This is a genomic window from Pedobacter nyackensis (genome assembly GCF_900176505.1).
GTDB classification, from domain to species: Bacteria; Bacteroidota; Bacteroidia; order Sphingobacteriales; family Sphingobacteriaceae; genus Pedobacter; species Pedobacter nyackensis.
Window position 1 is genome coordinate 778,318 of the sequence record NZ_FWYB01000002.1, and the last position, 23,830, is coordinate 802,147.

The window sequence follows — 23,830 nt, forward strand, 5'->3', positions numbered from 1 at the left end:
AAAATTAAGTGTGCAAGGTACATATTATTTTTAATAATATACAAACGCTTCATTTTTTGATAAATATAAAATAAAAGCCCCCTTATTCGCCGTTTTTTCGGCCTGCAACGATGATATTAATTTCGCTGGAGTGCGGAATTCCTAGCGTTTTACCGGGAATAACCTGTAAAAGATTTTGGAGGTATACATCGATTATTGCCTCCAATGTTTTCTTCCTTGGTTCATAATTTTCAGGGAAATCTACACGGAATGAACCCAGGTGTATTTTGCCCTTTTCATCAACAACGGCGGAGAATTCATAGCCAAAATCATCATAGGCTTTTACAATGTCCATGCGGTAACGTGGGAATAGATAATCATAGGATTCTGTTCTGCCATTTAGCTTATCAACCGTGCTGATTTTCTTTACCTTGATCATCTTGCTTAGCGGTCTGAACTCAACCGGTTGGCGACCGGCAAAGGCGCTGTCGCGGTTATCAGGGTTTCTATTCGATTTTTCTGCTAGTTTACGGATATATAGCGTGTCGGCTTTTGTGGGGCGTTGTAACGCTGCTGGGGTCGTTTTAAGCACCTTCTTGATGTAATCTTCTGCGTACCAGGTAATATTTACGTCTGAACGGATGTCCTTCGAGATCTCTTTCCCTTTTAAATGAAGCCGCTGAAACACCATGCTGTCTTTGCTGATCTTCTTTATTTTAAACCACTCTTTGGCAAAATTGTACACTTCACCATGATCGTAATGAAGGAAGAAGCTTTGCATCCTTTTCTTTTGGGGGCTATAGGCCAGTATAGTGTCTTGCGATTTAAACTGAATGATCCAGGTTGGCTCTTGTTGAAAGCCCAGCTCATTAAAGGAAAGTCCGGTACTGAAACGGCGTTTTACCTCGTAATATTTTATACCTATAATTGAATCAAAGGACAGTTTGCCTGCAACTTTTTTGGGACTGTCTTTAGAGGTGCTATTACAGCTGCTAATCAGTAGCGCCAGGCCTGCTAGTGTGTTTAAAATACAGGATTTCGTCATGTAATGGTTAAGGCTTCTTTTAAAGAAGCAAAGTTATAAGAATCATTTATATTCTTCGTTTGAGCTTAAAGACCTTAACTAGCTGCTCTTTATTTCTTTGTAAATACAAAATGATCGTTTTGCCATCCACAGATTTGAGCAGGTTGTTGAGCTCGTTTAATTTATAGCTAGATACCGGTACGAAATTAATTAAAAGGATCTCGTCGTCTACCTGAATATCAGCCTGTTGAGCAGGAGAACCAGGCTCAATCCGGCTTACTAAGTAACGATTTGTTTTTCCATCGTCATCCGCATACAGTTCTATTCCAGACATATCGTGGTCGAAGGGACGATTAAACTGGCTGTTTCTTTTCAGGTACATGAAATTCCTGGAGTAATCAAATACGATGTTAAATCGGCTCAGCACATCCGCACCCAGGTTCCCATTCCGGTTTTTAAGCAAAATTTTAGCAGCAACATCATCATATTTGGGATAGGAGACGAGCACATTTTTCAGGGTATAATCACCTATTTTCAAAAGGGAAACACGGCCGATATTCCCATCTATTGGTCCACTCATGCCCACCCCCAGGTTTCCGGGGATGGTATTGGCAGGAACCGGAAAGGGTTGCTCATTTAACCGTTCTAAAGAAAGAGCGTGACTGGCTCCGTTATCTACCAATGTTTTGAGATCGAGTTTGCCATGTTCAGGGCTCTCAATATTAATCTTGATGTAGGGCTTATAAGAATCTATCACAATGGGGATGCCTTCTCCCTTGATTTTAATTTTTGCCCCGGGATCACTGAACAGGAGTCTTTTGGTCGAATACTTTACTTCCACGATAAAGCTATTAAAAAAGTAATAGCCCAGTAGCCCATAAATCCTTGTACCCAGGTAGTTGGATAAACCAAAAATGTCGTTTTTTAATATTGCTGTGGGGATATGATCTATATGAGCATCCCCAATTTTTGCAGATAGATCGTTAGACAGAAAAGCATCGATTTCATCACCTTTTCCCAGGCCGGATATTTTTATAGATCTGGCTATATTAATCCCAACGCTGTCAATTAAAGCCGCATCTGTAATGATTAAAGGGCCAACACCGGTATCTAAAATAAAATTGAAGGGTCCTTTTCCGTTCAGATAAAGGGGGACGATGATCAGGTTTTTAACAAGGTCAAATCCAATGGCATCCTTGCTTTTGTTCCCTGTAAAATAGAAATGTTGCGCCTGAGCGCTGAGGGTGGCACAAGTATAAATCACCAGGATAATGAGGTAGGTGACGGATGCCCTGAAATTAATCTTGCTCATTAACAATTTCATTAAACTAAATTAATAAATTAGTGACAGTATGCTAAGATCTTCATGTAAAAGTATTGCGTTTAATCTAAATCATTTAAAATTCTATTTGCCTTCTGCATTGCTGGTTTTGACCATTTTAGCAGGGTGCTCAACAGAACAGAGAATCTCGAGGAATGTAAAAAGGGTTTTTACCCGTTCTCCGGTATTAAAACAATATTATGCGGGTTTTGCTTTATATGATTTAGAAACTAAACGCATGCTGTTTGAGCGGCATGCAGACCAATATTTTACACCTGCTTCAAATACCAAGCTTTTTACCTTTTACGCGGGCTTAAAAATGATTCCAGACTCGATTCCTTCGCTTAGGTATGTAGAAAGGGGCGACTCGCTGATCTTTTGGGGTACTGGTGATCCTTCTTTTTTGCAAAGTAAACTAAAAGGCACCAAGGCCGCTGATTTTTTAAGATCAACGCATAAAAAGCTGTTTTACGCACCCGGAAGGTACACCGGAGATTTTTATGGGAGCGGTTGGCAATGGGATGATTACAATGATTATTATCAGGCTGAGATCAATGAGTTGCCGATAATGGATAATCTGGTAGATGTTAGGACTAAAGATGGTAAGCTGGTTGTTATGCCAGGGAATTTTAGTGACTGTTTTGGCACCGATTCGCTATCTAATCACAAGGCTTTTAGCGTTAAGCGAGATTTTGGGAGCAATCAATTTAAATATCCAAATGTCCCTTTTCCAGTAAATTATAGCCAGCAGATTCCGTATAAAGTAAGTCTTCCTGTAACGCTTAGTCTGCTTTCAGATACGCTCCACAAGCTGGTTTCGGTAATTCAGCTAAAAATGCCTGCTGATGCAAAAACGATATATAATTTAAAAACGGATTCGGTGCTGAAGGAAATGCTGCTGCCAAGTGATAACTTTATTGCCGAGCAGCTCTTGCTGGTTTATGCCAATCAGCTTGGTGAGGAATTGAATACTGGCAAGGCTATCGCTTATATTGAGAAGAATTATTTGTCGGAATTACCTGATAAACCCAAATGGGCTGATGGTTCAGGGCTTTCGAGATACAATTTGTTTACGCCCAGGGATATGGTTAGGCTACTGGAAATGATTTATAGAACCGTAAATAATCCCAAAAGGTTATTCAATATGCTGCCAGCAGGAGGCAAGAGTGGTACACTTAGAAATGCTTATCCTAAAACGAATGAACCTTTTGTTTTTGGTAAAACCGGGACCCTCTCGGGGGTTCATAACCAAAGTGGTTATGTGCTTACAAAAAAGGGAAAGACCTTTATTTTTTCTTTCATGAATAACAACTTTGTCACTCCAACAGCGGAGGTACGAAAGGAGATGGTGCGCATTATGACGCATATACATGACAATTTTTAAAACAATCCTTATTGATTGGCTGCTACAAGTAGTTCGATGTCCTTAAAAGGCAGATTAAACATGGCGGCAAGGTCTTTACTGGTTAAGTGTCCCTGATAGATATACAGGGCTTCTCTGATGCCTGGTTTACTCCATACTACATTCATCAGGCCGCCCATATCACCTATATCCACTAAAATTGGAGTGAAGATATTGGTCAAGGCATAAGAGGCCGTTCTAGGCACCCGGGAAGCAATATTTGGCACACAGTAATGGATCACATCATGTTTTCTGAATACCGGATCTTTATGGTTGGTTACTTTTGATGTTTCAAAACAACCGCCCTGGTCGATACTTACATCTATCACGACCGAATTTGGTTTCATTCTGGCCACTGTCTCTTCCATGACAATGCAAGGGCTTCTGCCATGCAGGGCCCTGATGGCTCCGATTACAACGTCGCAGGTGATGATTGCTTTTTCCAGCACTATCGGTTGCATTACTGAGGTAAATACGCGGGTTCCAAGGTTGTTTTGAAGGCGTCTGAGGCGATAAAGTGAGCTGTCGAACACCTTTACCTCTGCGCCAAGGGAAATGGCTGTACGGGCGGCATATTCGCCCACAGTTCCTGCGCCAAGTATTACAATCTCTGTTGGCGGGACGCCTGTAAAACCGCCCAGCATCAGTCCTTTTCCTCCGGTTACATTGCTCAGGTACTCTGCGGCAATCAAAATAGAGGTTGACCCAACAATCTCACTCATGGATCGAACTACGCTTAAAATATTTCCTTCATCTCTGATGTTTTCAAAACAAATGGCGTTGATTTTTTTATTGAGTAACGCCTTGAGGTAGGATACCTTCAGTTCCCCCATTTGCAGGGCAGAGATTAAGGTCTGCCCTTTGTGCATCAAAGCTATTTCTTCGATGGTAGGTGGCGCTATTTTTACAATGATATCGGCTTCGAAGACCTCCTTTTTGTTGAAGGTAATCCTTGCGCCCTGCTCACTATAGTCATTGTCACAGAAATTTGCAGCTACTCCGGCTCCGGCTTCAATAATCACCTTATGTCCGTTGTGAACCAGCAGCGCAACAGAAAGCGGTGTTAATGCAATTCTGTTTTCCTGAAAAGAGATTTCTTTCGGGATGCCAATGTATAAGCTGTTGTTCTTTTTATTTATTTCTGACAGCGCCTCCTTAGGTTGTATTAACCCTTTCTGAGCAATGGAGGCCATACCTTCGCGTAATCCTGTAGCCATTGTTAATTATTGATTTGGATTGAATTTAAGCAAAATAGCTGATATAAAGCATGTTTGGTTCTTTAAATTTTAGAAATTGACAATAATCGGTCACTTTCATTCGGCGCAGTGATTTCTATTTTGAGATAATGCTCCGGTAAAAGCGATTCAACTTTTTCCGGCCACTCTATAAAGCAGGTATTCCCGGAGTAAAAATATTCTTCATAGCCAATATCATAGGCCTCCTGCAGGTTCTTTATCCTGTAAAAATCAAAATGATAAATGACTTCGCCACTGGCGTCGTACTCGTTTACAATTGAAAATGTTGGACTGGTAACCACTTCTGTTACGCCCATTGCCTTCGCAAGGGCTTTGATCAGGGTAGTTTTTCCTGCGCCCATTTCACCCTCAAAAATAAAAATACGCTCTTGCTGAGCATGTGCTAAAATAGCTTGAGCAGCCTGATCAAGGCCTGCTAATCCATTAACCTCAAGTTTCATCATCAAAATTAAATCTGTACAAATTTAAAGAATTCATTTAGCAAAGAATACTTTATCTGGAACTGTAAGTTGCGATGGGGATGATCATTTCCTCCAGTGAAATCCCGCCATGCTGAAAGGTTTCGTTGTAATAGTTTACAAACTGGTTATAGTTGTTCTGGTAAACGAAATACCGGTCTTCTTTAGCAAATATATAATTAGAACTGATGTTGATTTTAGGCAACTGTGCCTCATGCGGGTTTTTAATCAGAAACACTTCTTTTGCATTAAAATTCAGGTTTCTGCCTTGTTTGTAACGCAGATTCGTATTGGTGTTTCTATCGCCAATTACCTTGCTCGGATGTTTTACTCTTATGGTACCATGATCGGTAGTGATAACCAGTTTTACTTTTTTCTGAGAGATCTTTTTAAGCAGCTCCATTAATGGGGAGTGTTCAAACCACGACAAGGTTAAAGAGCGGTAAGCTGCGTCGTCATTGGCCAGCTCTCTGATCATCTGCATATCCGTACGGGCGTGAGATAACATGTCGACGAAGTTGTAAACAATGGCGTTGAATTCGTTTTGCATTAAGTTATTGATCTGCTCATTTAAAGCCTTTCCATCATCATAGGTTAGGATTTTATTGTAGCTGAACTTGCAGTCCTTACGTAGGTTGCGTTTAATCTGATCACCAAGGAAGGCTGCTTCATGCATGTTTTTTCCGCCTTCATCATCATCATTCTGCCATAATCCCGGAAAGCGTTTTTCCATTTCTAAAGGCATTAAGCCCGAAAATATAGAGTTCCGTGCATATTGGGTTGCAGTAGGTAAAATACTTGAGTAAGTATCTTCCTCGTCCATTCTGAAATATTCGGTAATCAGGGGATTAATAATACGCCATTGATCATAACGCAGATTATCAATCAGGATAAAGAAAACTGGTGTTGTGGTGTTGATTAAAGGAAAAACCTTCTTTTTAAGCAGTTCGTTGGAAAGCAATGGAGCTTTATCTTTACCGTTTACCCAACCCAGATAATGGTCTTCGATAAATTTCGAGAACTGCATATTAGCTTCCGATTTTTGCATGGTCAGAATTTCATGCATCTGTGGATCATCTAGTTTTTCGAGCTCTAGCTCCCAGAAGACCAGTTTTTTATAAACCTCTACCCATTCATCATAACTCAGCTTGTCATTTAGCGTCATACCCAGGCGCCTAAAATCCTGCTGGTACGCCATAGAAGTTTTTTCACTCACCAGCCGTTTGTTGTCGATGATCTTTTTAATGGTCAGTAATACCTGTTTAGGGTTCACCGGCTTAATCAGGTAATCGTCAATTTTAGATCCGATAGCATCTTCCATCAGATTTTCCTCTTCACTTTTGGTGATCAGGACTACAGGAACATCATTTCTGATGTTTTTTATGGCGGTAAGGGTTTCCAGGCCGCTCATTCCAGGCATGTTTTCGTCTAAAAAAACCAGGTCAAAGTGCTCTTTTCCAAATGCTTCAAGGGCATCATTACCATTTGTGTAAGTGGTTACATGATATCCTTTTTCGTTAAGTAGTAATATATGAGGTTTTAACAGGTTGATTTCATCATCAGCCCATAGAATTTTAGTCTCTTGCATCATTATATGTGTATAATGTAAAAATAATCCCCTAAAAGAGCTATCTCTTTCTTAAGTTATGGATAAAAATAGCAATTTTTGTACCGTATAATTTATTTTTAAGGATTGAACAAAAAGAAAATCATAAATGATCCGGTATATGGCTTCATAAATATTCCTTCTGAAATCGTATTTGACCTGATCTCACATCCGTATTTTCAAAGGCTAAGGTATATCAAGCAATTGGGTATGACCCATTTGGTATATCCGGGGGCTTTGCATACGCGTTTTCACCATGCTTTGGGTGCTATGCATCTGATGAGTTTGGCGATTGAGGTGCTGAGAAGCAAGGGACATGAGATAACTGCGGAGGAAGAAGAAGCGGCTACGATTGCCATTTTGCTACACGATATAGGACATGGGCCATTTTCTCATGCATTGGAGCATACTTTGGTGAACGGGATTAAACATGAGGATATTTCCTTGCTGATGATGGAGCGGTTGAATGTGGAGTTTGGAGGGAGGTTAGCGTTGGCAATCAAGATCTTTAAGGGGGATTATGCGAAGACATTTCTTCCTCAGCTGGTCTCGAGTCAGCTGGATCTGGACAGGATGGATTATTTAAACCGCGACAGTTTTTTTACTGGTGTGAGCGAGGGCGTAATCAGTTTCGACAGGATTATCAAGATGTTCAATGTGCTGGATAATCAATTGGTAATTGAAGAGAAAGGGATCTATTCCATAGAGAAATTTCTGATTGCCAGGCGACTGATGTATTGGCAGGTTTATTTGCATAAAGCAGTGATCGCCGGAGAAATGTTGCTGGTGAAGATTTTGGAACGGGCAAAATATCTGGCTACTAATGGCGAAATGTTATTTGCTACCCCGGCCTTGCAACATTTTTTAAAAAATGACATTACTGAGCCTGAATTCTTTTCTTCAGATGAGCACTTGTTGCAATTTTCGAAGCTGGACGACCAGGATATTTTTGCTTCGGTAAAGGTCTGGGTTGAGCATTCTGACAGGATATTATCAGCGCTTTGCGGGATGCTTACGCAGCGGAATCTTTATAAGGTGGAAATCAGTAATGATGTACCAGATGCTGCGCGGGTTGAACAGCTTCGTGTGAAGACTGCAGCTTTTCTAAATGTAAGTGAGACAGAGGTTTGTTATTTTGTTTTTACGGATATGATCAGGAACAGGGCATACAATGCCGGGAGCGGGAATATCAATATTTTGTTGAAAAACAATACAATTATTGACATTGCAAAAGCATCTGATTTATCTAACTTAGAATCTTTAGATCGAACGGTAAAAAAGCACATACTGTGCTATCCACGAATTAATTAGCGAATAAAATAAAACAAATGGCAATTATCCTTTTTTTAGGCCGTTCCTTAATAAGAAGGGTAGATAACCTGAATAGGTTTATTTGTTCATATCAATTTAACATATAACTTTGTAAAATGCAATTTACTGCCAAGCAGATAAGTGAGTTTATAGATGGTACCATTGAAGGGGACGAAAACGTTAAGGTTAGCGAGCTTTCTAAGATAGAAGATGGTAAGATTGGTTCTTTATGCTTTTTATCTAATCCCAAGTACGAGAATTATTTATACCTGACAAATGCGTCGGTGGTAATAGTGGGGAAGGATTTTGTGCCTTCTCAAAAAGTTAACAGCACCCTGATTAAGGTTGCTGATCCTTATAGCGCGTTTTCAGTTTTGCTGGACAAGTATAACGAGGCCGTTAATCAAAGTAACACTCAGGTGGGAATTGAGCAGCCGTCTTTTATTCATCCAACAGCAAAAATTGGTAAGAATGTGTTTATTGGCGCATTTGCCTATATCTCTGAAAATGTGGAGATTGGTGACGGTAGCAAGATTTCAGCACAGGTATTTGTTGGTGCAGATTCTGTGGTTGGAAAAAACTGCACGATTTTTCCAGGGGTAAAGATTTATAACCGCTCTGTTTTGGGTAACAATATCATTATTCATTCCAATACTGTAATTGGTAGTGATGGGTTTGGCTTTGCTCCACAAGCAGATGGGACTTACACCAAGATTGCCCAGATTGGTAATGTGGTGATTGAGGATGACGTTGAAATCGGTGCAAATACGGCCATAGACAGGGCTACAATGGGTTCTACCTTTATCAGAAAAGGCGTAAAGCTTGACAATCTGATTCAGATAGCGCACAATGTTGATGTCGGTGAACACAGTGTTGTTGCTGCGCAGACAGGTATTTCCGGAAGTTCTAAATTAGGCGAAAAGTCTATCATTGGTGGCCAGGTTGGTATCGCAGGGCACCTTTCATTGGCCAAGGGTACTCAAATTGGTGCTCAGGCCGGAATTAATTTTAATACCACAGAAGAAAATAAACAATGGCACGGTAGTCCGGCCCAACCTTTAAGAGATTGGATGCGGGCTTCTGTTATTTTTAAGCAGTTGCCAAGTGTGGAGAAAAGGATCGCTAGTCTGGAAGCTAAAATCAAAGAGCTTAACGCGATCATCGAACAATATAGTACAATACAAAAACAATAATGAACGTTAAACAAAAGACCATAAAAAACGAGGTTTCGGTTAAAGGCGTGGGTCTGCATACCGGAGCAAATGTTACGCTTACTTTTTGTCCTGCACCTGAAAATCACGGATTTAAATTCCAAAGGATAGATATTTCCGGAGCTCCGATTATTGATGCAGATTGCGACAATGTTACCGACACAGCCAGGGGAACAACGATTACCCAGAATGGTGCCAGTGTAAGCACGGTAGAGCACGTTATGGCTTCTTTGGTTGGGATGGATCTGGATAACGTTCTGATGAAGCTTGATGGGCCTGAAACGCCAATTATGGATGGAAGTGCGATTCAGTTTTTAGATGCTTTGGAGCTGGCGGGTGTTCAGTTGCAAAGTGTGGATAGAGAGTATTTCCAAATTCCGCATAACATTACTTACACTGAGCCGGATAGAAAAGTTGAGATTGTTGCGATGCCTTTAGATGACTATAGGTTTACGTGCATGATTGATTACAATTCTCCGGTTTTGGGCAGTCAGCATGCAGGTATCTCCAGCATTGCTGAATTTAAAAAGGAAATTGCTTCATGCAGGACTTTCTGCTTTTTGCACGAGTTAGAGTATCAATTGCAAAATAACCTGATTAAAGGGGGTGATTTAAATAATGCGATTGTTATTGTTGACAAGGAAGTGACTAAAGATGAGCTGGATCACCTGGCAAAAATCTTTAACAGGTCTGAAATAGAAGTTGCTCCGCAAGGAATTTTAAATAATATGGAATTGCGGTATCAGAATGAGCCTGCAAGACATAAATTATTGGATATGATTGGTGATCTAGCCTTGGTTGGCGTTCACTTAAAGGGTCATATTATGGCTGCAAGGCCTGGTCATGCTGCAAATGTGGCTTTTGCTAAAAAAATTAAAGCAGCGATCAAAAAAGAAAAAAATAAAAAGGTGCATCATGTATATGACACCACTGTAAAACCGCTTTACGATATTGTCCAGATTATGGACATTCTCCCTCACCGTCAGCCGTTTCTGTTTATTGACAAGATTCTGGAACTGAGTAAAACCCATGTGGTTGGTGTAAAAAATGTAACCATGAACGAGGAGTTCTTTAAGGGGCATTTTCCGGGAGCACCTGTTTTTCCGGGTGTGATTCAGATTGAGGCTATGGCTCAAACTGGAGGGATTCTGGTGTTGAGTACGGTTCCTGATCCAAAAAATTACCTTACCTTGTTCCTTAAAATCGATAATGTACGTTTTAGAGCGCAGGTTTCTCCTGGTGATACAATCGTGTTCAGATGCGATTTAATGGAGCCAATCAGAAGAGGAATTGCACAGATGAAAGGCGTCGGAATGGTCGGCGGAAAAGTGGTTGTTGAAGCAGAAATGATGGCCCAAATCGTAAAAGTAAAAGAAAACGAAACTACATGATACAACCCTTAGCATATATACACCCTCAGGCAAAAATAGCCGACAATGTGGTTATTGAACCTTTCGCCGTAATTCACAAAGATGTTGAAATAGGTGAGGGTACTTGGATTGGCTCTAATGTGGTGATCATGGATGGTGCACGAATAGGCAAGAACTGCAGGATATTTCCCGGTTCTGTAATTTCCGGTGTTCCACAGGATTTAAAGTTTGCCGGAGAAGTTACTACGGCAGAAATTGGTGATAATACAACTATTCGTGAGTGTGTAACCATCAACAGAGGTACTAAAGATAAATGGAAGACTGTTATTGGCAGTAACTGCCTGATTCAGGCTTATTCGCACATTGCTCACGATTGTGAGGTAGGTGATTACTGTATATTTTCAAACAGTACAACACTTGCAGGTCACATTACGATTGGCGACTACGTGGTTTTGGCAGGATTGGTGGCTATTCATCAGTTTGTAAAAGTGGGTTCGCACGCCTTTGTAACCGGTGGTTCATTGGTTAGAAAAGACGTTCCTCCATACGTTAAGGCTGCAAGAGAGCCTTTATCCTACGCTGGCATTAATTCTGTTGGTTTGAGAAGAAGAGGTTTTTCTTCAGAGAAAATCAACGAGATACAAGAAATTTACAGGGTTTTGTTTGTGAAACACAATAACGTAACAAAGGCCCTGGACATGATAGAAGCTGAATTTGCACCTACTGAGATCCGTGATGAGATTGTAGATTTCATCAGAAATTCTAATAGGGGAGTAATGAAAGGCTTTGGTTCGGGAAGTTAACCGATCGGATACATGACAATTAACTTAGATGGCGTTGGAAGACGCTTTAACCAGGAGTGGATTTTCAGAAATGTTAACTATCAGTTTAACATTTCTGAAAAATACGCAGTTTTAGGACCAAATGGTTCAGGGAAATCAACCCTGCTAAGTGTTTTACTCGGCAATTTATCTCCTTCAGAAGGTAAAATTAGCTATCATGCGGGGGCTGAGGTTCCCGTCGAATCTATTTATCAATCTATAAGTTTTGCTGCGCCTTACCTGGATTTAATTGAGGAATTTACACTTCAGGAAACCATTAGGTTTCATTTTAAGTTTAAAGCCTTTTTAGCCGGTATGGATGAAGAGTCGGTATTAGACCTGCTCGGACTGGCGAAATCGCAGGACAAGGCTTTAAAATACTTCTCCTCGGGAATGAAACAGCGCACTAAGCTTGCTTTAGCCTGTTGCAGTGATACCCCAATCCTTTTGCTGGATGAACCGACCTCGAACCTTGATAAACAGGGAATGGCCTGGTATCTTCAGTTGATCGAAAAGTTTTCTTCAAACAGAATGCTAATCATAGGCTCAAATCAGGAGTCTGAGTATTCCTTTTGTAACCATTTTGTGGAATTGACGGATTATAAATAACTAAAATTTATATTTGAAAACCGCTCAAAAGGGGCTATTTAGCGATTAAAATACCTTTATAAAATTATTTTTCAATAACTATTGCAGGATTCAAAAATAGTCTTTACCTTTGCGGCACGAAAAAAGGCCGAAAGTTTAGGCACAATTTCAAAGTAAAATGGCAAAAGCATCAGAAGTAAAAAATGGAAACATCCTTCGTTTCAACGGAGAATTGGTACAAGTAGAGGAATTTCTACACCGCACCCCAGGAAATTTACGCGCTTTTTATCAAGCTAAAATGCGGAACGTTAAAACCGGTAAACTGGTTGAATATAGATTCCGTGTAGATGAAGAGGTTGAGATTTGCCGTGTTGAAACCAGCGATTACCAATATTTGTATGAAGATGGTGAGGCACTAGTAGTAATGGATAATACTACATACGAACAGTTTAACGTACCGAAATTGTTATTCGGTAAAAGTATACGGTTCTTGAAAGAAGGAATGAATGTAATTATCGCATTTGAAAGTGACGAGCCGATTATGGCACAAACACCTTCACATGTTGAATTAGAAATAACCTACTCGGAGCCTGCAGTTAAAGGCGATACTTCTACAAACGCATTGAAATATGCAACAGTAGAGACAGGAGTAGAAATAAAAGTCCCAATGTTTATCAATCAGGGCGATAAAGTTAAGGTTGATACACGCACTGGTGACTATGTTGAAAGAGTAAAATAAGAATTTTCATAGTTTAGTTTTAGGTTTAGGTTGATTGTGGCTTCGGAGTGGTTCCCGAAGCCATCTTTTTTTATAAGCTTTTTTTATTGGGGCTTATTGAAGAGTTGAGACCTATAGCAAGTAATTGTTATCTTTGTTTTGATGACAAAAGCTGAGCTCAGAAAAACTGCAAATGCACGACGGAAAACGCTTTCACAAGAGGAGGTTGCTGTTTATAGTCAGGAAATGTTGCATCATTTCTCTTCATTAGATCTGTCAGATGTAAATACCATTCACATATTTCTTCCTATTGCAGAGAAGAAAGAGCCAGATACTTTTTTGTTTATCGATTGGCTTTATCTACATCATCCACATATAAAAATTATTGTTCCCAGAGCTGATTTTGACAGCGCATTGATGACCAATTATGTATATCGGGGTAAGGATGGTCTGGTTAAGAATCTTTACAATATCCTGGAACCGGGGCAAGGAGAGTTGCATAACGGGGGGATTGATATTGTCATTATTCCTATGCTGGCTTTTGATAAAAAGGGCTATAGGGTTGGTTATGGTAAAGGTTTTTACGATCGTTTTTTACAGAAGATAAATACGCGTAAGATAGGTTTATGCATGTTTGAACCTGTTGAGATCATCACCGATGTAAATGAACATGATGTCCGCCTGGATTTGTGTATTACCCCAGACAGAATTTATACATTCTGAGCAGACAATTCTTTATCTCCTAAATTTCAGATCAGGGGTAACAAAATGTTATTTCTATTGATATATCTCCAAACAGTGTAGTATTAAACTAAAGGAGAAATTATGAAAAAGTTAATATTAGTGGTATTGGCGGTTTTGATAACCGGCCTTACCTGGGGGCAAACGAAGGAGGATTCATCGCCCAATAACAGTGGTAAACTTCAGATCTCAGCCTTTGGTGGCTTAAGTATGCCTTTGGGCGACTATAAAAATGAAATTGGTCGCGCAAAGAACGGGTATTTCGGCGGTCTGGCCATAGATCAGTACTTTAAAGGGAATAAATGGGGCTTAGGCATAGACGCCCGTTTCCTTAACCACAATATGAGGAAATTTGATACCGTATTCTTTGCAAATGGATACATTGCACCGGAATACATTAACCATGCTTCATTTCAACACATCGGTGTTGGCATTGGCCCCACTTATAAATCGAACTTTGGTAAACTCGATCTGGAGGCTTTTCTTCGTGGGGGAGTGTTGTTTCAAGGCTTCCCGCAGTATAAACAATCTATCTATGTAAATCAGGCTGTTGGCCCATCTTTGAATATGGCTGATGTTTACTACACCAGCAACCCTAAACGAATTACCAAGGCCTGGATGGGCTTAGGTGGTTTGCGCTTGTCGTACGCCATAAACAATCATTGGGGCGTATTTGCACAGGCAGATTATTTAAGAACTTTTGGGAAACGCTTCGGTGGAGACTCCAGCGAGTTCCACATCACAAAATACAACCAGAAAAAAGGGCTTAATGCAACTGATGTATTGAATGTAAAAGACAACCAAATCACTAACTTAATCGATTTCTATGAAGAACAAACCATTACTCAAAAAACCTATATACAGGCTGTAAATGTTGGCCTTGGAATTAAATATACATTTGGCGCTAAACGCAAAATCGCACCCGTAGCTCCGATGACTAAAGCTGTTGCTCCGCCTGCAACTGGGCAGCCGAAAGATATCCTGGTTGTGGTAAAAGATTTACAAACGGGGATAGCATTGAGTGGGGTGACGGTTAAAATCAGTCGGAATAGCATTGATAATACTTCTATCAGTAATGCTGATGGCCAGGCAGAGCGGGTAAAAGCTGCCGAAAAGGGCGTTTATCAGGTCACAGCACTGAAAAACGGAATAGCTGCTATGCCGGTTGAAATAGGGCTAGCTGATTTCGACAAGTCAGGGAATGTGATCTATAAAGAGATTTTTCACGACGATCCGAGATTTACTTTGATCGGGGAGACGATTAGGGCTAACGACAATTCAAAATTACCAGGTATCGGTACTGTGCTGACCAATTCTGGAAATAGTCAGAATATGACGCAGATTTCTGATGCAGAAGCTAAGTTTGTTTATCAGTTGGAGCAACAGTCGGCCTATAACATTGTGGCCAATCAGGCAGGTAAATTTTCGCAAACAGAAAGTGTAACGACTAAAGGGCTGGACAGAAGCAAAACGCTTTATGTGACCTTAAAGCTAGGGGTTAATAACCTGGATGCAGGTGCAGTCTTTGTGCTTAAGAACATCCATTATGACTTTGATCAGTCGTACATCAGGCCAGATGCAGGCAGGATATTGGACAATTTATTAAACGTGATGTTTCAAAACCCTACTTTGAGAATCGAGTTGTCCTCTCATACCGATAGCCGTGGTAAAGATGCTTACAACATGCGTTTGTCGCAGCAAAGAGCCGAGGCGGCGGTAAATTACCTGGTTAGCAAAGGTGTTGATCGTAGCAGAATGATAGCCCGGGGCTATGGAGAGACGCGTTTATTAAACCGTTGTGCAAATGGCGTACAATGCGATGAAGACGAACATCAGGCAAACAGGCGTACAGAGATAAAGGTGTTGAAGTATTAACCGATCCTATAAACAGAGAGTCCGTATCACTTAAGATACGGACTCTTTTATTTTTGTGACTTAATAAAGTCACTTATAAGGTACGCAATGGTCTTGGCGGTAGTTTGATCCTTCCTGCCATCAATTAAGGCAACAGCGCCTTCGCAAACGTGTAAATACGTGAATTTTTTGCCTGATGTCAGAATAAGTTTTCTGATTTCGTTTAAACTGAAGCCTGAAGGGCCAATAGCACTGGATAAAACATTTGCGATGCAATCCAGATCGAGCTCGAGGCCTGTAGATGGCCCTGTTTGTTTAAGCAGTCCTTTCCAATGATCGGAAAGCGGTTGCTCACTTTTCAGCAGGTTATCAAAAAACACAGCATGTATGCGGGGATTTTCTGATATAGTTTCGAGTATCGCATTGTTGTTGTAGTTCTGATGTAAGCCAAAAATGCCATAAATATTTAAAAAGTCATCCTTTATGGCATAACTGAATCCATTACCGCTATGTCTGCCATCAGTAGGTCTTAAGTCCGCATGGGCGTCGATATTGACGACATCGATTGGCTTGTTTAAGGCCAGTGAACTTCCTTTTATCATCGGATAGGCGTTATTATGCCCTCCACCTATTACAATTGGAACTTTTCCGGCCGCAATTACCTGTTGAATTACAGGATAAACCTGTGCGTCTATCTCTTCAACCTTTTGTTGCAGATTACTTAAGGTATGGGCTGCCGGATCGGTAAAATCAAAGTGCCCCAATATCAGCAACTCCTCTCCGGAAAAAAATGGAGTGCTTTGGATGTTTAAAAGGGCCTTGAGTGCCGGATCCCAGGCTGTGGCTGTACCGGGAACGCCATGGTTGGCGCGTACACCGATATCCTCCGGGATGCCAATCAGTACAAATTGAGCCGTTGAAATGGCTATTTCTTCCAGTGTTGATACAAATTGGGCCTTCTCACCTATTTTTGTCTCTCCAGAGCGAAGACTAGTCGCTGAGTTGACATCTTCCTGTCCGTAGATTTTAAGGCCGTCCATTAGCTTATTTTTCCGTTTAAGACGATAGTGTCAATTTGCGACTGCCCAAAACTATAAGGCAGGAATGCTAGTGACGACATTGGTCGGGTAATAAACAGGTTTGCTTTTTTGCCTTTGGCAATGCTGCCAACTTCGCGGCTTAGTTCCATTGCTGCTGCGCCATTGATGGTGGCTGCGTTTATAGCTTCTTCAGGACGCATTCTAAGTTTAATGCAGGCTAAAGAAACCACCAGGTTCATGTTTCCGGAAGGAGTAGAGCCAGGGTTATAATCTGTTGCCACAGCAACCGGGATATTTGCATTGATCAGGCCTCTTGCATTGGCAAATGGAATGTTGATGTAAAACGAGCAGGAAGGCAATAATGTCGCAATCGTATCACCGCTTTTTAAACTTTCAATAACTGCGTCATCGGTAGCCTCCAGGTGATCTACTGAGATGGCCTGATGCTTCACACCTACCTGAACTCCACCTGAAACAGATAGCTGGTTGGCATGTATTTTAGGTTTCAATCCGTATTTAGCGCCCGCCTGTAAAAGTCTGTCGGTATCGTCTACAGAGAAAAAGCCCTGCTCACAAAAAGCGTCCATATAATCGGCCAGACCTTCATCCGCAATTTTCGGCAACATTTCATCTATGATCAGCTTAATATAACCCTCATGGTTGTTTTTATATTCAGGAGGATAAGCGTGGGCGGCAAGGAATGAGGCTTTAACAGGAATCTGGAAATTGTCTTTCAGTTTGCGGATTACCCTCAGCATTTTGAGTTCGCTATCAGTTGTCAATCCATACCCACTTTTTATCTCTACAGCTCCGGTTCCCTGTTTGATCATGTCTGTCAGGCGGATTGCTGCAGAATTGTACAGCTGCTCTTCTGAAGCCAGTTGAAGTTTACGGGCAGAGTTTAAAATCCCACCTCCGGCCGCGGCAATGTCTTCATAACTTTTTCCGTCGATTTTCATCACAAACTCTTCTTCGCGTGAGGCGGCAAAGACGATGTGGGTATGAGAATCGCACCAGGAAGGGAATACAAAGCCCCCTTTGGCATCATGCGTAAATGCGGTATTTGGCAAGTCAACCGGTAGTTGGTCCATCTTTCCAAAGTCTGAAATCTTTCCGTCTTCGCATAAAACCCATGCATTTTCCAGTGTTGGAAGCCCCTGCATCTGGTTTCCCCTTAGCATTAGGGTTTCCTGAGGATGTAATCCAACAAGAGAACCGATATTGGTAATGAACAATGCAGACATATTTAAGGGTTTAGTTCAAGTAAAACAGGACAGTGATCAGAGTGAATAGCATCGGCCAGAATGGTTACTTTTTTCAGTTTCTCCAGCATTGGCTGAGTGGCCAGGTGGTAATCGATACGCCAGCCCAGGTTCTTTGCTCTAGAGTTGGCCCTAAAACTCCACCAGGTGTAATGATGCGGATCTTTATTGAAATGGCGGAAGGTATCGATGAAGCCGTTGCTTAAGAATAATTCCATCCATTCGCGCTCTTCAGGCAAAAACCCGGAAGAATTGGCATTTGATTTGGGATTATGGATATCCATGGCAGTATGGCAGATGTTGTAATCCCCTGAAATGATCAAATTAGGGATTTCATTACGTAATTCACCGATGTAAGTGTCGAAGAAACGCATGAATTCGTATTTTTTACCTTGTCTTTCATCGCCGCTTGATCCGGATGGCATATAAAGACTCATCAATGAAAAATCATCGAAATCGGCTCTTAAAATCCTTCCTTCTTTATCAATCCATTCTTCGCCACAACCATATTCAACATGGTTTGGTTTTACCCGGGTTAGTATAGCAACCCCGCTATATCCCTTTTTTTCGGCCGGAAACCAATAATGGTGATAGCCTAACTGTTCTATTAAAACAATAATTTCAGGGATTTGTGAAGGCAATGCTTTGACTTCCTGCAGGCAGATCATATCGGCATCTGTAGCTTGCAGCCATCCGAAAAAGTTTTTGGTGGAGGCTGAGCGAATGCCATTTACATTATAAGAGATAATCTTCATCGGTATTATTGATTTTTATGCTGTTGTTTTTGCTAATGCTTTGGCTTCTTTGGCCAGTGATTTTTCAAGTTTCTTTGCTTCTCTGCGTTTCAAAATGCTAATGTCCATCTTTACATCTGCAAGCGGTCTATTGTTACCATCTGTTTCTGCAGCGGCAATTTTATCTACCAGTTCAATTCCTTTCACGATTTCTCCATAAACGGTATAGTTTCTGTCTAAATGTGGTGTGCCTCCCAATGTTTTATAGATTTCTCTTTGTGATTGAGGGATTTTATGCTTTAGACGACTTATTTCTAATCTGTCTAATTGTTCGTCGGTAAAAATTTTACCTTGTACCAGGTAAAACTGACATCCGCTAGAGGCTTTTTCAGGGTTGTCATCTCTTGCAGCTGCAAGAACTCCTTTTTTATGAAACAGGCTATCACGAAATTCAGCAGGGACAGTATAACCTACAGTTCCTTCGCCAAGAACAGCCCCTTTAACAGCCGTTTTAGAATCTGGATCACCACCCTGGATCATGAAATCTTTGATCACCCTGTGGAATAAGGTTCCGTTATAAGTCCCTTTTTCAGTTAGTTTAAGAAAGTTGTCGCGGTGTTGAGGCGTTTCGTTATATAGCTTTACAATGCATTCGCCCTGAGCGGTTTTGATTTTAACGTATTGATTTTTTGGCTTTGCAGAAAAGGCTGAAATAAAGCACAGGCAAAGCATTAGGGTAAAATAATTCCTCATTGTCAGTTTAATTACCCGGCTAAGTTAAGGTAAATCTGCTTTATTCTTAAAGCGTATGAAATGTTGGAAGGACTATTTCTTATCATAGATCAACAATTAGGGCTGAGAATGGTTATAGCTTTGTAACTTAATTATTGAAGATTATGAAGAAATTATTTTTATTTCTGGTTGCTATTTCAATCAGCGTTGCGTCATTCGCACAAACCAAGTGGACAGTAGATCCGATGCACTCTTTTGTGAACTTCTCGGTTAAGCACATGGGGATTTCATTCGTAGATGGATCATTTAGAAAATTTGACGGTTCGATTGTAGCGGCTAAAGCTGACCTTACTGATGCAAAAATTAACTTTACGGTAGATGTAAACAGCATCAATACTGGTGTTGATATGAGAGATAATCACCTTAAAACAGATGATTTTTTTAATGCAGAGAAGTATCCAACAATGACTTTTGAAAGTACTTCATTCAAAAAGGGTAAAGGAAATGCTTACGTTTTGAGCGGTAAACTAACCATTCGTGACGTGACTAAAGATGTGAAATTTGCTGTGGTTTATGGCGGTACCGCTAAAGATCAGCAAGGAAATACCAAAGCAGGCTTTATGGCAACTACAAGCGTTAACAGGCTGGACTATAACATTAAATATGATCCGACTGGCGCGGGTGTAGCTAAAGATATTAAAGTTACTTTAAACCTGGAATTTACTCAGGCTAAGTAATCCAAACAATAGGGTCGTCCAAAAGGACAAAACATCCTTTTGGACGACCCTATTTAATTTTAATAATGATGTCTAATTTATCTCAGTTTAATAATTTCATAGGCAGTCTGCCATTGCAGGAGACTTTGATGCCCGTTTTGTTTATTGGCCATGGTTCGCCGATGAATGGGATCGAGGATAACGAGTTTAGTACCAAATGGGCCGGCCTGGCTAAGGATATCCCACAGCCCAAGGCAGTTCTTGTAGTCTCTGCACACTGGTTTACCAGGGGTACACACATTACGGCAATGGATTTTCCGAAAACTATCCACGATTTTGGAGGCTTCCCGCAAGCTTTATTTGATGTTGAATACCCTGCTCCGGGCTATCCGGCATTGGCAAAAGAGACTGCCGGATTGATTTCAAGTACAGTGGTTGGGTTAGATCATGACTGGGGGCTCGACCATGGCGCATGGACCGTTGTAAGGCATATGTATCCGGAGGCGAACATTCCCGTGTTGCAATTGAGTATGGATTATACCAAAGATGCGGCCTACCATTACAATCTGGCAAAGGAACTTTATGATCTTCGTAAGCGGGGAGTTTTAATTCTGGGTAGCGGTAACATGGTACACAACCTGAGGATGATGAGTTGGGAAATGATCAATGGCGGTGGGTTCGACTGGGCTTTGGAAATGAATGATAAGTTTAAAAACCTAATCCTGAATCACGAGCACCAACAGCTTGTTGATTACCGGAATTTAGGTAGAGAGGCTATGTTGGCCATTCCTACACCAGAGCATTATTTACCCCTGATGTATACATTGGGCCTGCAAAACCCTCATGAAGGCTTGTCTTTGTTTAATGACAAGGCGGTTGGTGGTTCCTTAACCATGACTTCAGTAAGAATAGGCTAATCTACATTAGTCTTTTAAGCCAATTTAGCACCCAGTATTTATTCTCATATGGTGGATATATCAGATTGCTTACATTCATTCTGGACTGGAATACAACGCTTCTTTCATGTGAGAAAGTTTTAAAGCCAAAAAAGCCATGACAGCTCCCCATTCCGCTGCTGTTTACCCCACCAAAGGGTAGCTTAGGGTTCGAAATATGAATCAGCACATCATTTACACAAGTGCCTCCTGCGGAGGTGTTTTTGATGAGCTGTGCAATGTTTTTCTTGTTTTCACTAAAAATATACAAGGCTAGAGGCTTACTTCTGCTGTTGATTTCTTGTATCGCCTCATCGGTAGTTTGATAAGTGATGATGGGTAGAACCGGGCCAAATATTTCTTCTTTCATGATTTCAGCATCCATATGGAGCTGAGTAAGTACTGTTGGATTTATGGTGTGATTTGATTCATTCTTTTCGCCTCCAAACGCTATTTTAGCTCCGTTTTCGGTAGCATTTTGCATGAGGTTGGATATTCTTTTGTAATGCCTTTCATTGATGATCTTTGCGTATGCATTTTCATTGATCTGTTTGTTGCTGTTAAAAAACAGCTTGTTGGCGGCAATGGCATATTCGCTTATAAATTCCTCCTGCCTGTTTTGGGGGATTAAGACATAATCAGGAGCGATACAGGTTTGTCCGGCGTTGAGCAGTTTGCCCCAGGCAATTTTTTCTGCAGCCTTTTTGAGGTTCGCGCTCTGGTCTATTACCGTGGGCGATTTGCCGCCCAACTCGAGGGTAACAGAAGTCAAATGTTTGGCCGCGGCTTCCATTACCACTTTCCCAATAGCAGTGCTTCCGGTAAAAAAGATATGATCAAAAGGTAGGTCAAGTAATGCTGTTGATGCTGCCGCGTCTCCCTCAATGCAGCAAATTTCCTGCTCGTCAAAGCATTCTTTGATCAGTGCGTTGATAACCGCACTAGTTGCGGGACTAAGTTCAGAAGGTTTTAATATAGCGCAATTCCCGGCCGCAATAACTGAAATAAGCGGACTTATAAGTAGCTGGAAGGGATAGTTCCATGGGGAGATGATCAGGCAAACTCCTTTTGGTTCATAGTAGATCCTGTTTTTTGCTGTAAGGCTGGTAATTGTTTTTCCGACACGTTTGGGCCTCATCCAGCTGCTTAAGTGCTTGATTGCAAAGTTAAGTTCCCCATAAACAAATATCAGTTCCGTAACAGCGGCTTCGAAGTGGCTTTTTCTTAAATCGCTTTGCAGGGCCTCATAGATACGGGTTTCGTATTTCTCTATTCCGGCCTTTAAAGTTTTTAATTTATCAATTCTTTGCGCTGAATTGCTGTTTCTAAGCGTATATTTATGTTTTTGCTGAGCTTCGAAAACTGAGATGATGGTTTGCGTCATGGTTATTTCCTGTTATTTATTCATTCCATACAAAGTCATTTAATCGATATTGCAGATCATTAACTAATATACAAAACATAAGTACACACAAAATACAATAAATAAGCTTTGCAAGCTTCATAACCAATAAAAAAACAAATTATATATAATGAAAAAGGGATTGTTTATTGTTTTCATAATTTCGGTATTTACTCAAATAGCCGTCGCTCAAACCCTTAAAACCGGAGTATTGGTGATTGGCAATGGGAATAATGCGGTGGGTGCAGGCTTTCAATCGGCACTTTCCGGTGTAAAAACGATTATGCTGATTCAGCAGTCTGATCTGACTATTTCCCCACCTGAAAAGAATATTAGCTCGGGCATTGAGGCGGGTTTTTTAAAGCGAATGCGTGTGGCCAAAGGGATGCAGGATAGTACGGCCAAGGTGTATGTTGATGGAACGAGTGCTAATGCTGTGCTGAAAACCTGGGCGGATACCATCAAGAATTTAACCATATTGAGGAATGTAAAGTGGGCAAGGATAAAAAGATCGGGCAGAAACTGGAATGTACAATTGGCCGACGGACGGACAATAAAAGCAGAGGTGCTGGTTAACGCTGATGGTACTGGTATTGTAAACGAGGTATTGGAACTTCCGGCTCAGACAAATAAACTTTGGCAGGCATTAAGTTATGCCGACAATCTTTACAGGTTAAGCGTGACCTCAGGTTATTCACTTGATGGCACAACAGCTAATATTATTCCTTTCTATAGTTTCCTGCTTCCCAAGCAGGAGAATCTGGTTGTTTTGAATCCTAAGCAGGAAAGTATGGCAGGAGGGCAGGCTGGGGGTGCAGTAGCGGCTTATGCTGTGTTTTTTAAGACAAAAACATCGCTGGGAGATTTAAAGTTGATACAAAAGGAACTAATCGCTTTTAAGCTCGCAGTAATGCCATTTGCAGATATTCAAGCTAATGATCCGAACTGGAAGGCAATTCAGAGGGTTGGATTGACGGGCTTTTTAAAAGCCGCTATTGTGAACGGGGAGGCTAGTTTTTCTCCGGAATCGGAAGTTACTATCGCCGAAATAAAAGTACCACTGAAGGAATTTTATTATAAGGCCCAGATTTGGTTTGATGACCATAAGGAGCCGAATATGACACTTGGATCTTTAATCAGCATGATTTGTATGGTTGGAAATAAAGCGCCGGAAAATACAAAGAAGGAGATTGAGAAAAAATGGGCGTCAACATATCAATTCAAAAATAAGTTTGATTTGAACCGAAACGTTACGCGTCGTGAGTTTTCCGCTCTGGTAGATGGATATCTGGATTTGATTGAGGTAAATCTGGACAGGACGGGTAGGGTGATCAGATAATTTTTTTTAA

The 23,830-nt window shown here is 41.0% G+C and carries 22 protein-coding genes; 12 read left to right on the top strand and 10 right to left on the bottom strand.

Annotated elements, in window-relative coordinates; all coding sequences use genetic code 11:
* Positions 1 to 82: 82 nt before the first annotated feature.
* Both B9A18_RS07595 and B9A18_RS07600 read right to left on the bottom strand, forming a co-directional pair.
* A complete protein-coding gene (locus tag B9A18_RS07595; RefSeq protein ID WP_084288637.1) occupies positions 83 to 1,024 on the bottom strand; it encodes a hypothetical protein in 942 nt (313 codons plus the stop codon).
* Positions 1,025 to 1,070: 46 nt separating this feature from the next.
* Positions 1,071 to 2,315: an aspartyl protease family protein gene (locus tag B9A18_RS07600; protein ID WP_235005260.1), complete on the bottom strand. Its 1,245-nt coding sequence runs from the start codon at positions 2,313 to 2,315 to the stop codon at positions 1,071 to 1,073.
* Between the two features lie 40 nt (positions 2,316 to 2,355).
* On the opposite strand from B9A18_RS07600, the gene B9A18_RS07605 reads away from it, so the two are divergent.
* Positions 2,356 to 3,708, top strand: a complete 1,353-nt coding sequence (locus B9A18_RS07605; RefSeq protein ID WP_084288639.1) for a D-alanyl-D-alanine carboxypeptidase/D-alanyl-D-alanine-endopeptidase — start codon at positions 2,356 to 2,358, stop codon at positions 3,706 to 3,708.
* A gap of 8 nt (positions 3,709 to 3,716) precedes the next feature.
* On the opposite strand, the gene B9A18_RS07610 is transcribed toward B9A18_RS07605, so the two are convergent.
* The 3 genes from B9A18_RS07610 to porX all read right to left on the bottom strand — a co-directional run bounded on the left by B9A18_RS07610 (position 3,717) and on the right by porX (position 7,028).
* Positions 3,717 to 4,943, bottom strand: a complete 1,227-nt coding sequence (locus B9A18_RS07610; protein ID WP_084288640.1) for an alanine dehydrogenase — start codon at positions 4,941 to 4,943, stop codon at positions 3,717 to 3,719.
* Between the two features lie 62 nt (positions 4,944 to 5,005).
* Positions 5,006 to 5,422 (bottom strand): tRNA (adenosine(37)-N6)-threonylcarbamoyltransferase complex ATPase subunit type 1 TsaE, encoded by a 417-nt coding sequence (tsaE, locus tag B9A18_RS07615; RefSeq protein WP_084288641.1) that lies wholly within the window; start codon positions 5,420 to 5,422, stop codon positions 5,006 to 5,008.
* A gap of 52 nt (positions 5,423 to 5,474) precedes the next feature.
* The gene (gene porX / locus B9A18_RS07620) at positions 5,475 to 7,028 is read right to left on the bottom strand and encodes a T9SS response regulator signal transducer PorX (protein WP_084288793.1); all 1,554 of its coding nucleotides are present in this window, start codon (positions 7,026 to 7,028) and stop codon (positions 5,475 to 5,477) included.
* Between the two features lie 105 nt (positions 7,029 to 7,133).
* Between porX and B9A18_RS07625 the strand changes: the two genes are divergently transcribed.
* The 8 genes from B9A18_RS07625 (at position 7,134) to B9A18_RS07660 (ending at position 15,681) form a co-directional block, all read left to right on the top strand.
* A complete protein-coding gene (locus B9A18_RS07625) occupies positions 7,134 to 8,357 on the top strand; it encodes an HD domain-containing protein (RefSeq protein ID WP_084288642.1) in 1,224 nt (407 codons plus the stop codon).
* Positions 8,358 to 8,473: 116 nt separating this feature from the next.
* Positions 8,474 to 9,550, top strand: coding sequence for a UDP-3-O-(3-hydroxymyristoyl)glucosamine N-acyltransferase (gene lpxD / locus B9A18_RS07630; protein WP_084288643.1), 1,077 nt, complete (start codon positions 8,474 to 8,476; stop codon positions 9,548 to 9,550).
* Complete coding sequence (locus B9A18_RS07635) at positions 9,550 to 10,959, top strand: bifunctional UDP-3-O-[3-hydroxymyristoyl] N-acetylglucosamine deacetylase/3-hydroxyacyl-ACP dehydratase (RefSeq protein WP_084288644.1); 1,410 nt, start codon at positions 9,550 to 9,552, stop codon at positions 10,957 to 10,959. Before lpxD ends, B9A18_RS07635 begins: the two co-directional genes overlap by 1 nt.
* On the top strand, positions 10,956 to 11,741 hold the full coding sequence (gene lpxA / locus B9A18_RS07640) for an acyl-ACP--UDP-N-acetylglucosamine O-acyltransferase (RefSeq protein WP_084288645.1): 786 nt from the start codon (positions 10,956 to 10,958) through the stop codon (positions 11,739 to 11,741). Before B9A18_RS07635 ends, lpxA begins: the two co-directional genes overlap by 4 nt.
* Positions 11,742 to 11,753: 12 nt before the next feature.
* Entirely contained in the window at positions 11,754 to 12,368 is a 615-nt protein-coding gene (locus tag B9A18_RS07645; protein ID WP_084288646.1) for an ABC transporter ATP-binding protein, read from the top strand.
* 157 nt (positions 12,369 to 12,525) lie between these two features.
* Positions 12,526 to 13,086, top strand: a complete 561-nt coding sequence (efp, locus tag B9A18_RS07650; RefSeq protein ID WP_084288647.1) for an elongation factor P — start codon at positions 12,526 to 12,528, stop codon at positions 13,084 to 13,086.
* A 141-nt stretch (positions 13,087 to 13,227) separates the two neighbouring features.
* Positions 13,228 to 13,788, top strand: a complete 561-nt coding sequence (locus B9A18_RS07655) for a 5-formyltetrahydrofolate cyclo-ligase (RefSeq protein WP_084288648.1) — start codon at positions 13,228 to 13,230, stop codon at positions 13,786 to 13,788.
* A gap of 102 nt (positions 13,789 to 13,890) precedes the next feature.
* Positions 13,891 to 15,681 (top strand): OmpA family protein, encoded by a 1,791-nt coding sequence (locus B9A18_RS07660; RefSeq protein WP_084288649.1) that lies wholly within the window; start codon positions 13,891 to 13,893, stop codon positions 15,679 to 15,681.
* Between the two features lie 47 nt (positions 15,682 to 15,728).
* Here B9A18_RS07660 and B9A18_RS07665 read toward each other — a convergent pair whose 3' ends face one another.
* Genes B9A18_RS07665 through B9A18_RS07680 form a run of 4 tightly spaced genes read right to left on the bottom strand, consistent with a single transcriptional unit; the run spans position 15,729 to position 19,449 of the window.
* Entirely contained in the window at positions 15,729 to 16,700 is a 972-nt protein-coding gene (locus B9A18_RS07665; RefSeq protein ID WP_084288650.1) for a formimidoylglutamase, read from the bottom strand.
* Positions 16,700 to 17,944, bottom strand: coding sequence for an imidazolonepropionase (hutI, locus tag B9A18_RS07670; protein WP_084288651.1), 1,245 nt, complete (start codon positions 17,942 to 17,944; stop codon positions 16,700 to 16,702). The genes B9A18_RS07665 and hutI overlap by 1 nt, the downstream gene beginning before the upstream one ends.
* A gap of 2 nt (positions 17,945 to 17,946) precedes the next feature.
* Positions 17,947 to 18,717 (bottom strand): exodeoxyribonuclease III, encoded by a 771-nt coding sequence (locus B9A18_RS07675; protein WP_084288652.1) that lies wholly within the window; start codon positions 18,715 to 18,717, stop codon positions 17,947 to 17,949.
* 15 nt (positions 18,718 to 18,732) lie between these two features.
* Positions 18,733 to 19,449, bottom strand: a complete 717-nt coding sequence (locus B9A18_RS07680; protein ID WP_084288653.1) for a peptidylprolyl isomerase — start codon at positions 19,447 to 19,449, stop codon at positions 18,733 to 18,735.
* Between the two features lie 143 nt (positions 19,450 to 19,592).
* On the opposite strand from B9A18_RS07680, the gene B9A18_RS07685 reads away from it, so the two are divergent.
* Both B9A18_RS07685 and ygiD read left to right on the top strand, forming a co-directional pair.
* Entirely contained in the window at positions 19,593 to 20,165 is a 573-nt protein-coding gene (locus B9A18_RS07685) for a YceI family protein (protein WP_084288654.1), read from the top strand.
* A gap of 65 nt (positions 20,166 to 20,230) precedes the next feature.
* Positions 20,231 to 21,061, top strand: a complete 831-nt coding sequence (gene ygiD, locus B9A18_RS07690) for a 4,5-DOPA-extradiol-dioxygenase (RefSeq protein WP_317048226.1) — start codon at positions 20,231 to 20,233, stop codon at positions 21,059 to 21,061.
* 1 nt (position 21,062) lies between these two features.
* Here ygiD and B9A18_RS07695 read toward each other — a convergent pair whose 3' ends face one another.
* On the bottom strand, positions 21,063 to 22,463 hold the full coding sequence (locus B9A18_RS07695; protein WP_084288656.1) for an aldehyde dehydrogenase family protein: 1,401 nt from the start codon (positions 22,461 to 22,463) through the stop codon (positions 21,063 to 21,065).
* Between the two features lie 148 nt (positions 22,464 to 22,611).
* Between B9A18_RS07695 and B9A18_RS07700 the strand changes: the two genes are divergently transcribed.
* A complete protein-coding gene (locus B9A18_RS07700) occupies positions 22,612 to 23,820 on the top strand; it encodes a Rossmann-fold NAD(P)-binding domain-containing protein (protein WP_084288657.1) in 1,209 nt (402 codons plus the stop codon).
* The last annotated feature ends 10 nt before the right edge of the window (positions 23,821 to 23,830 follow it).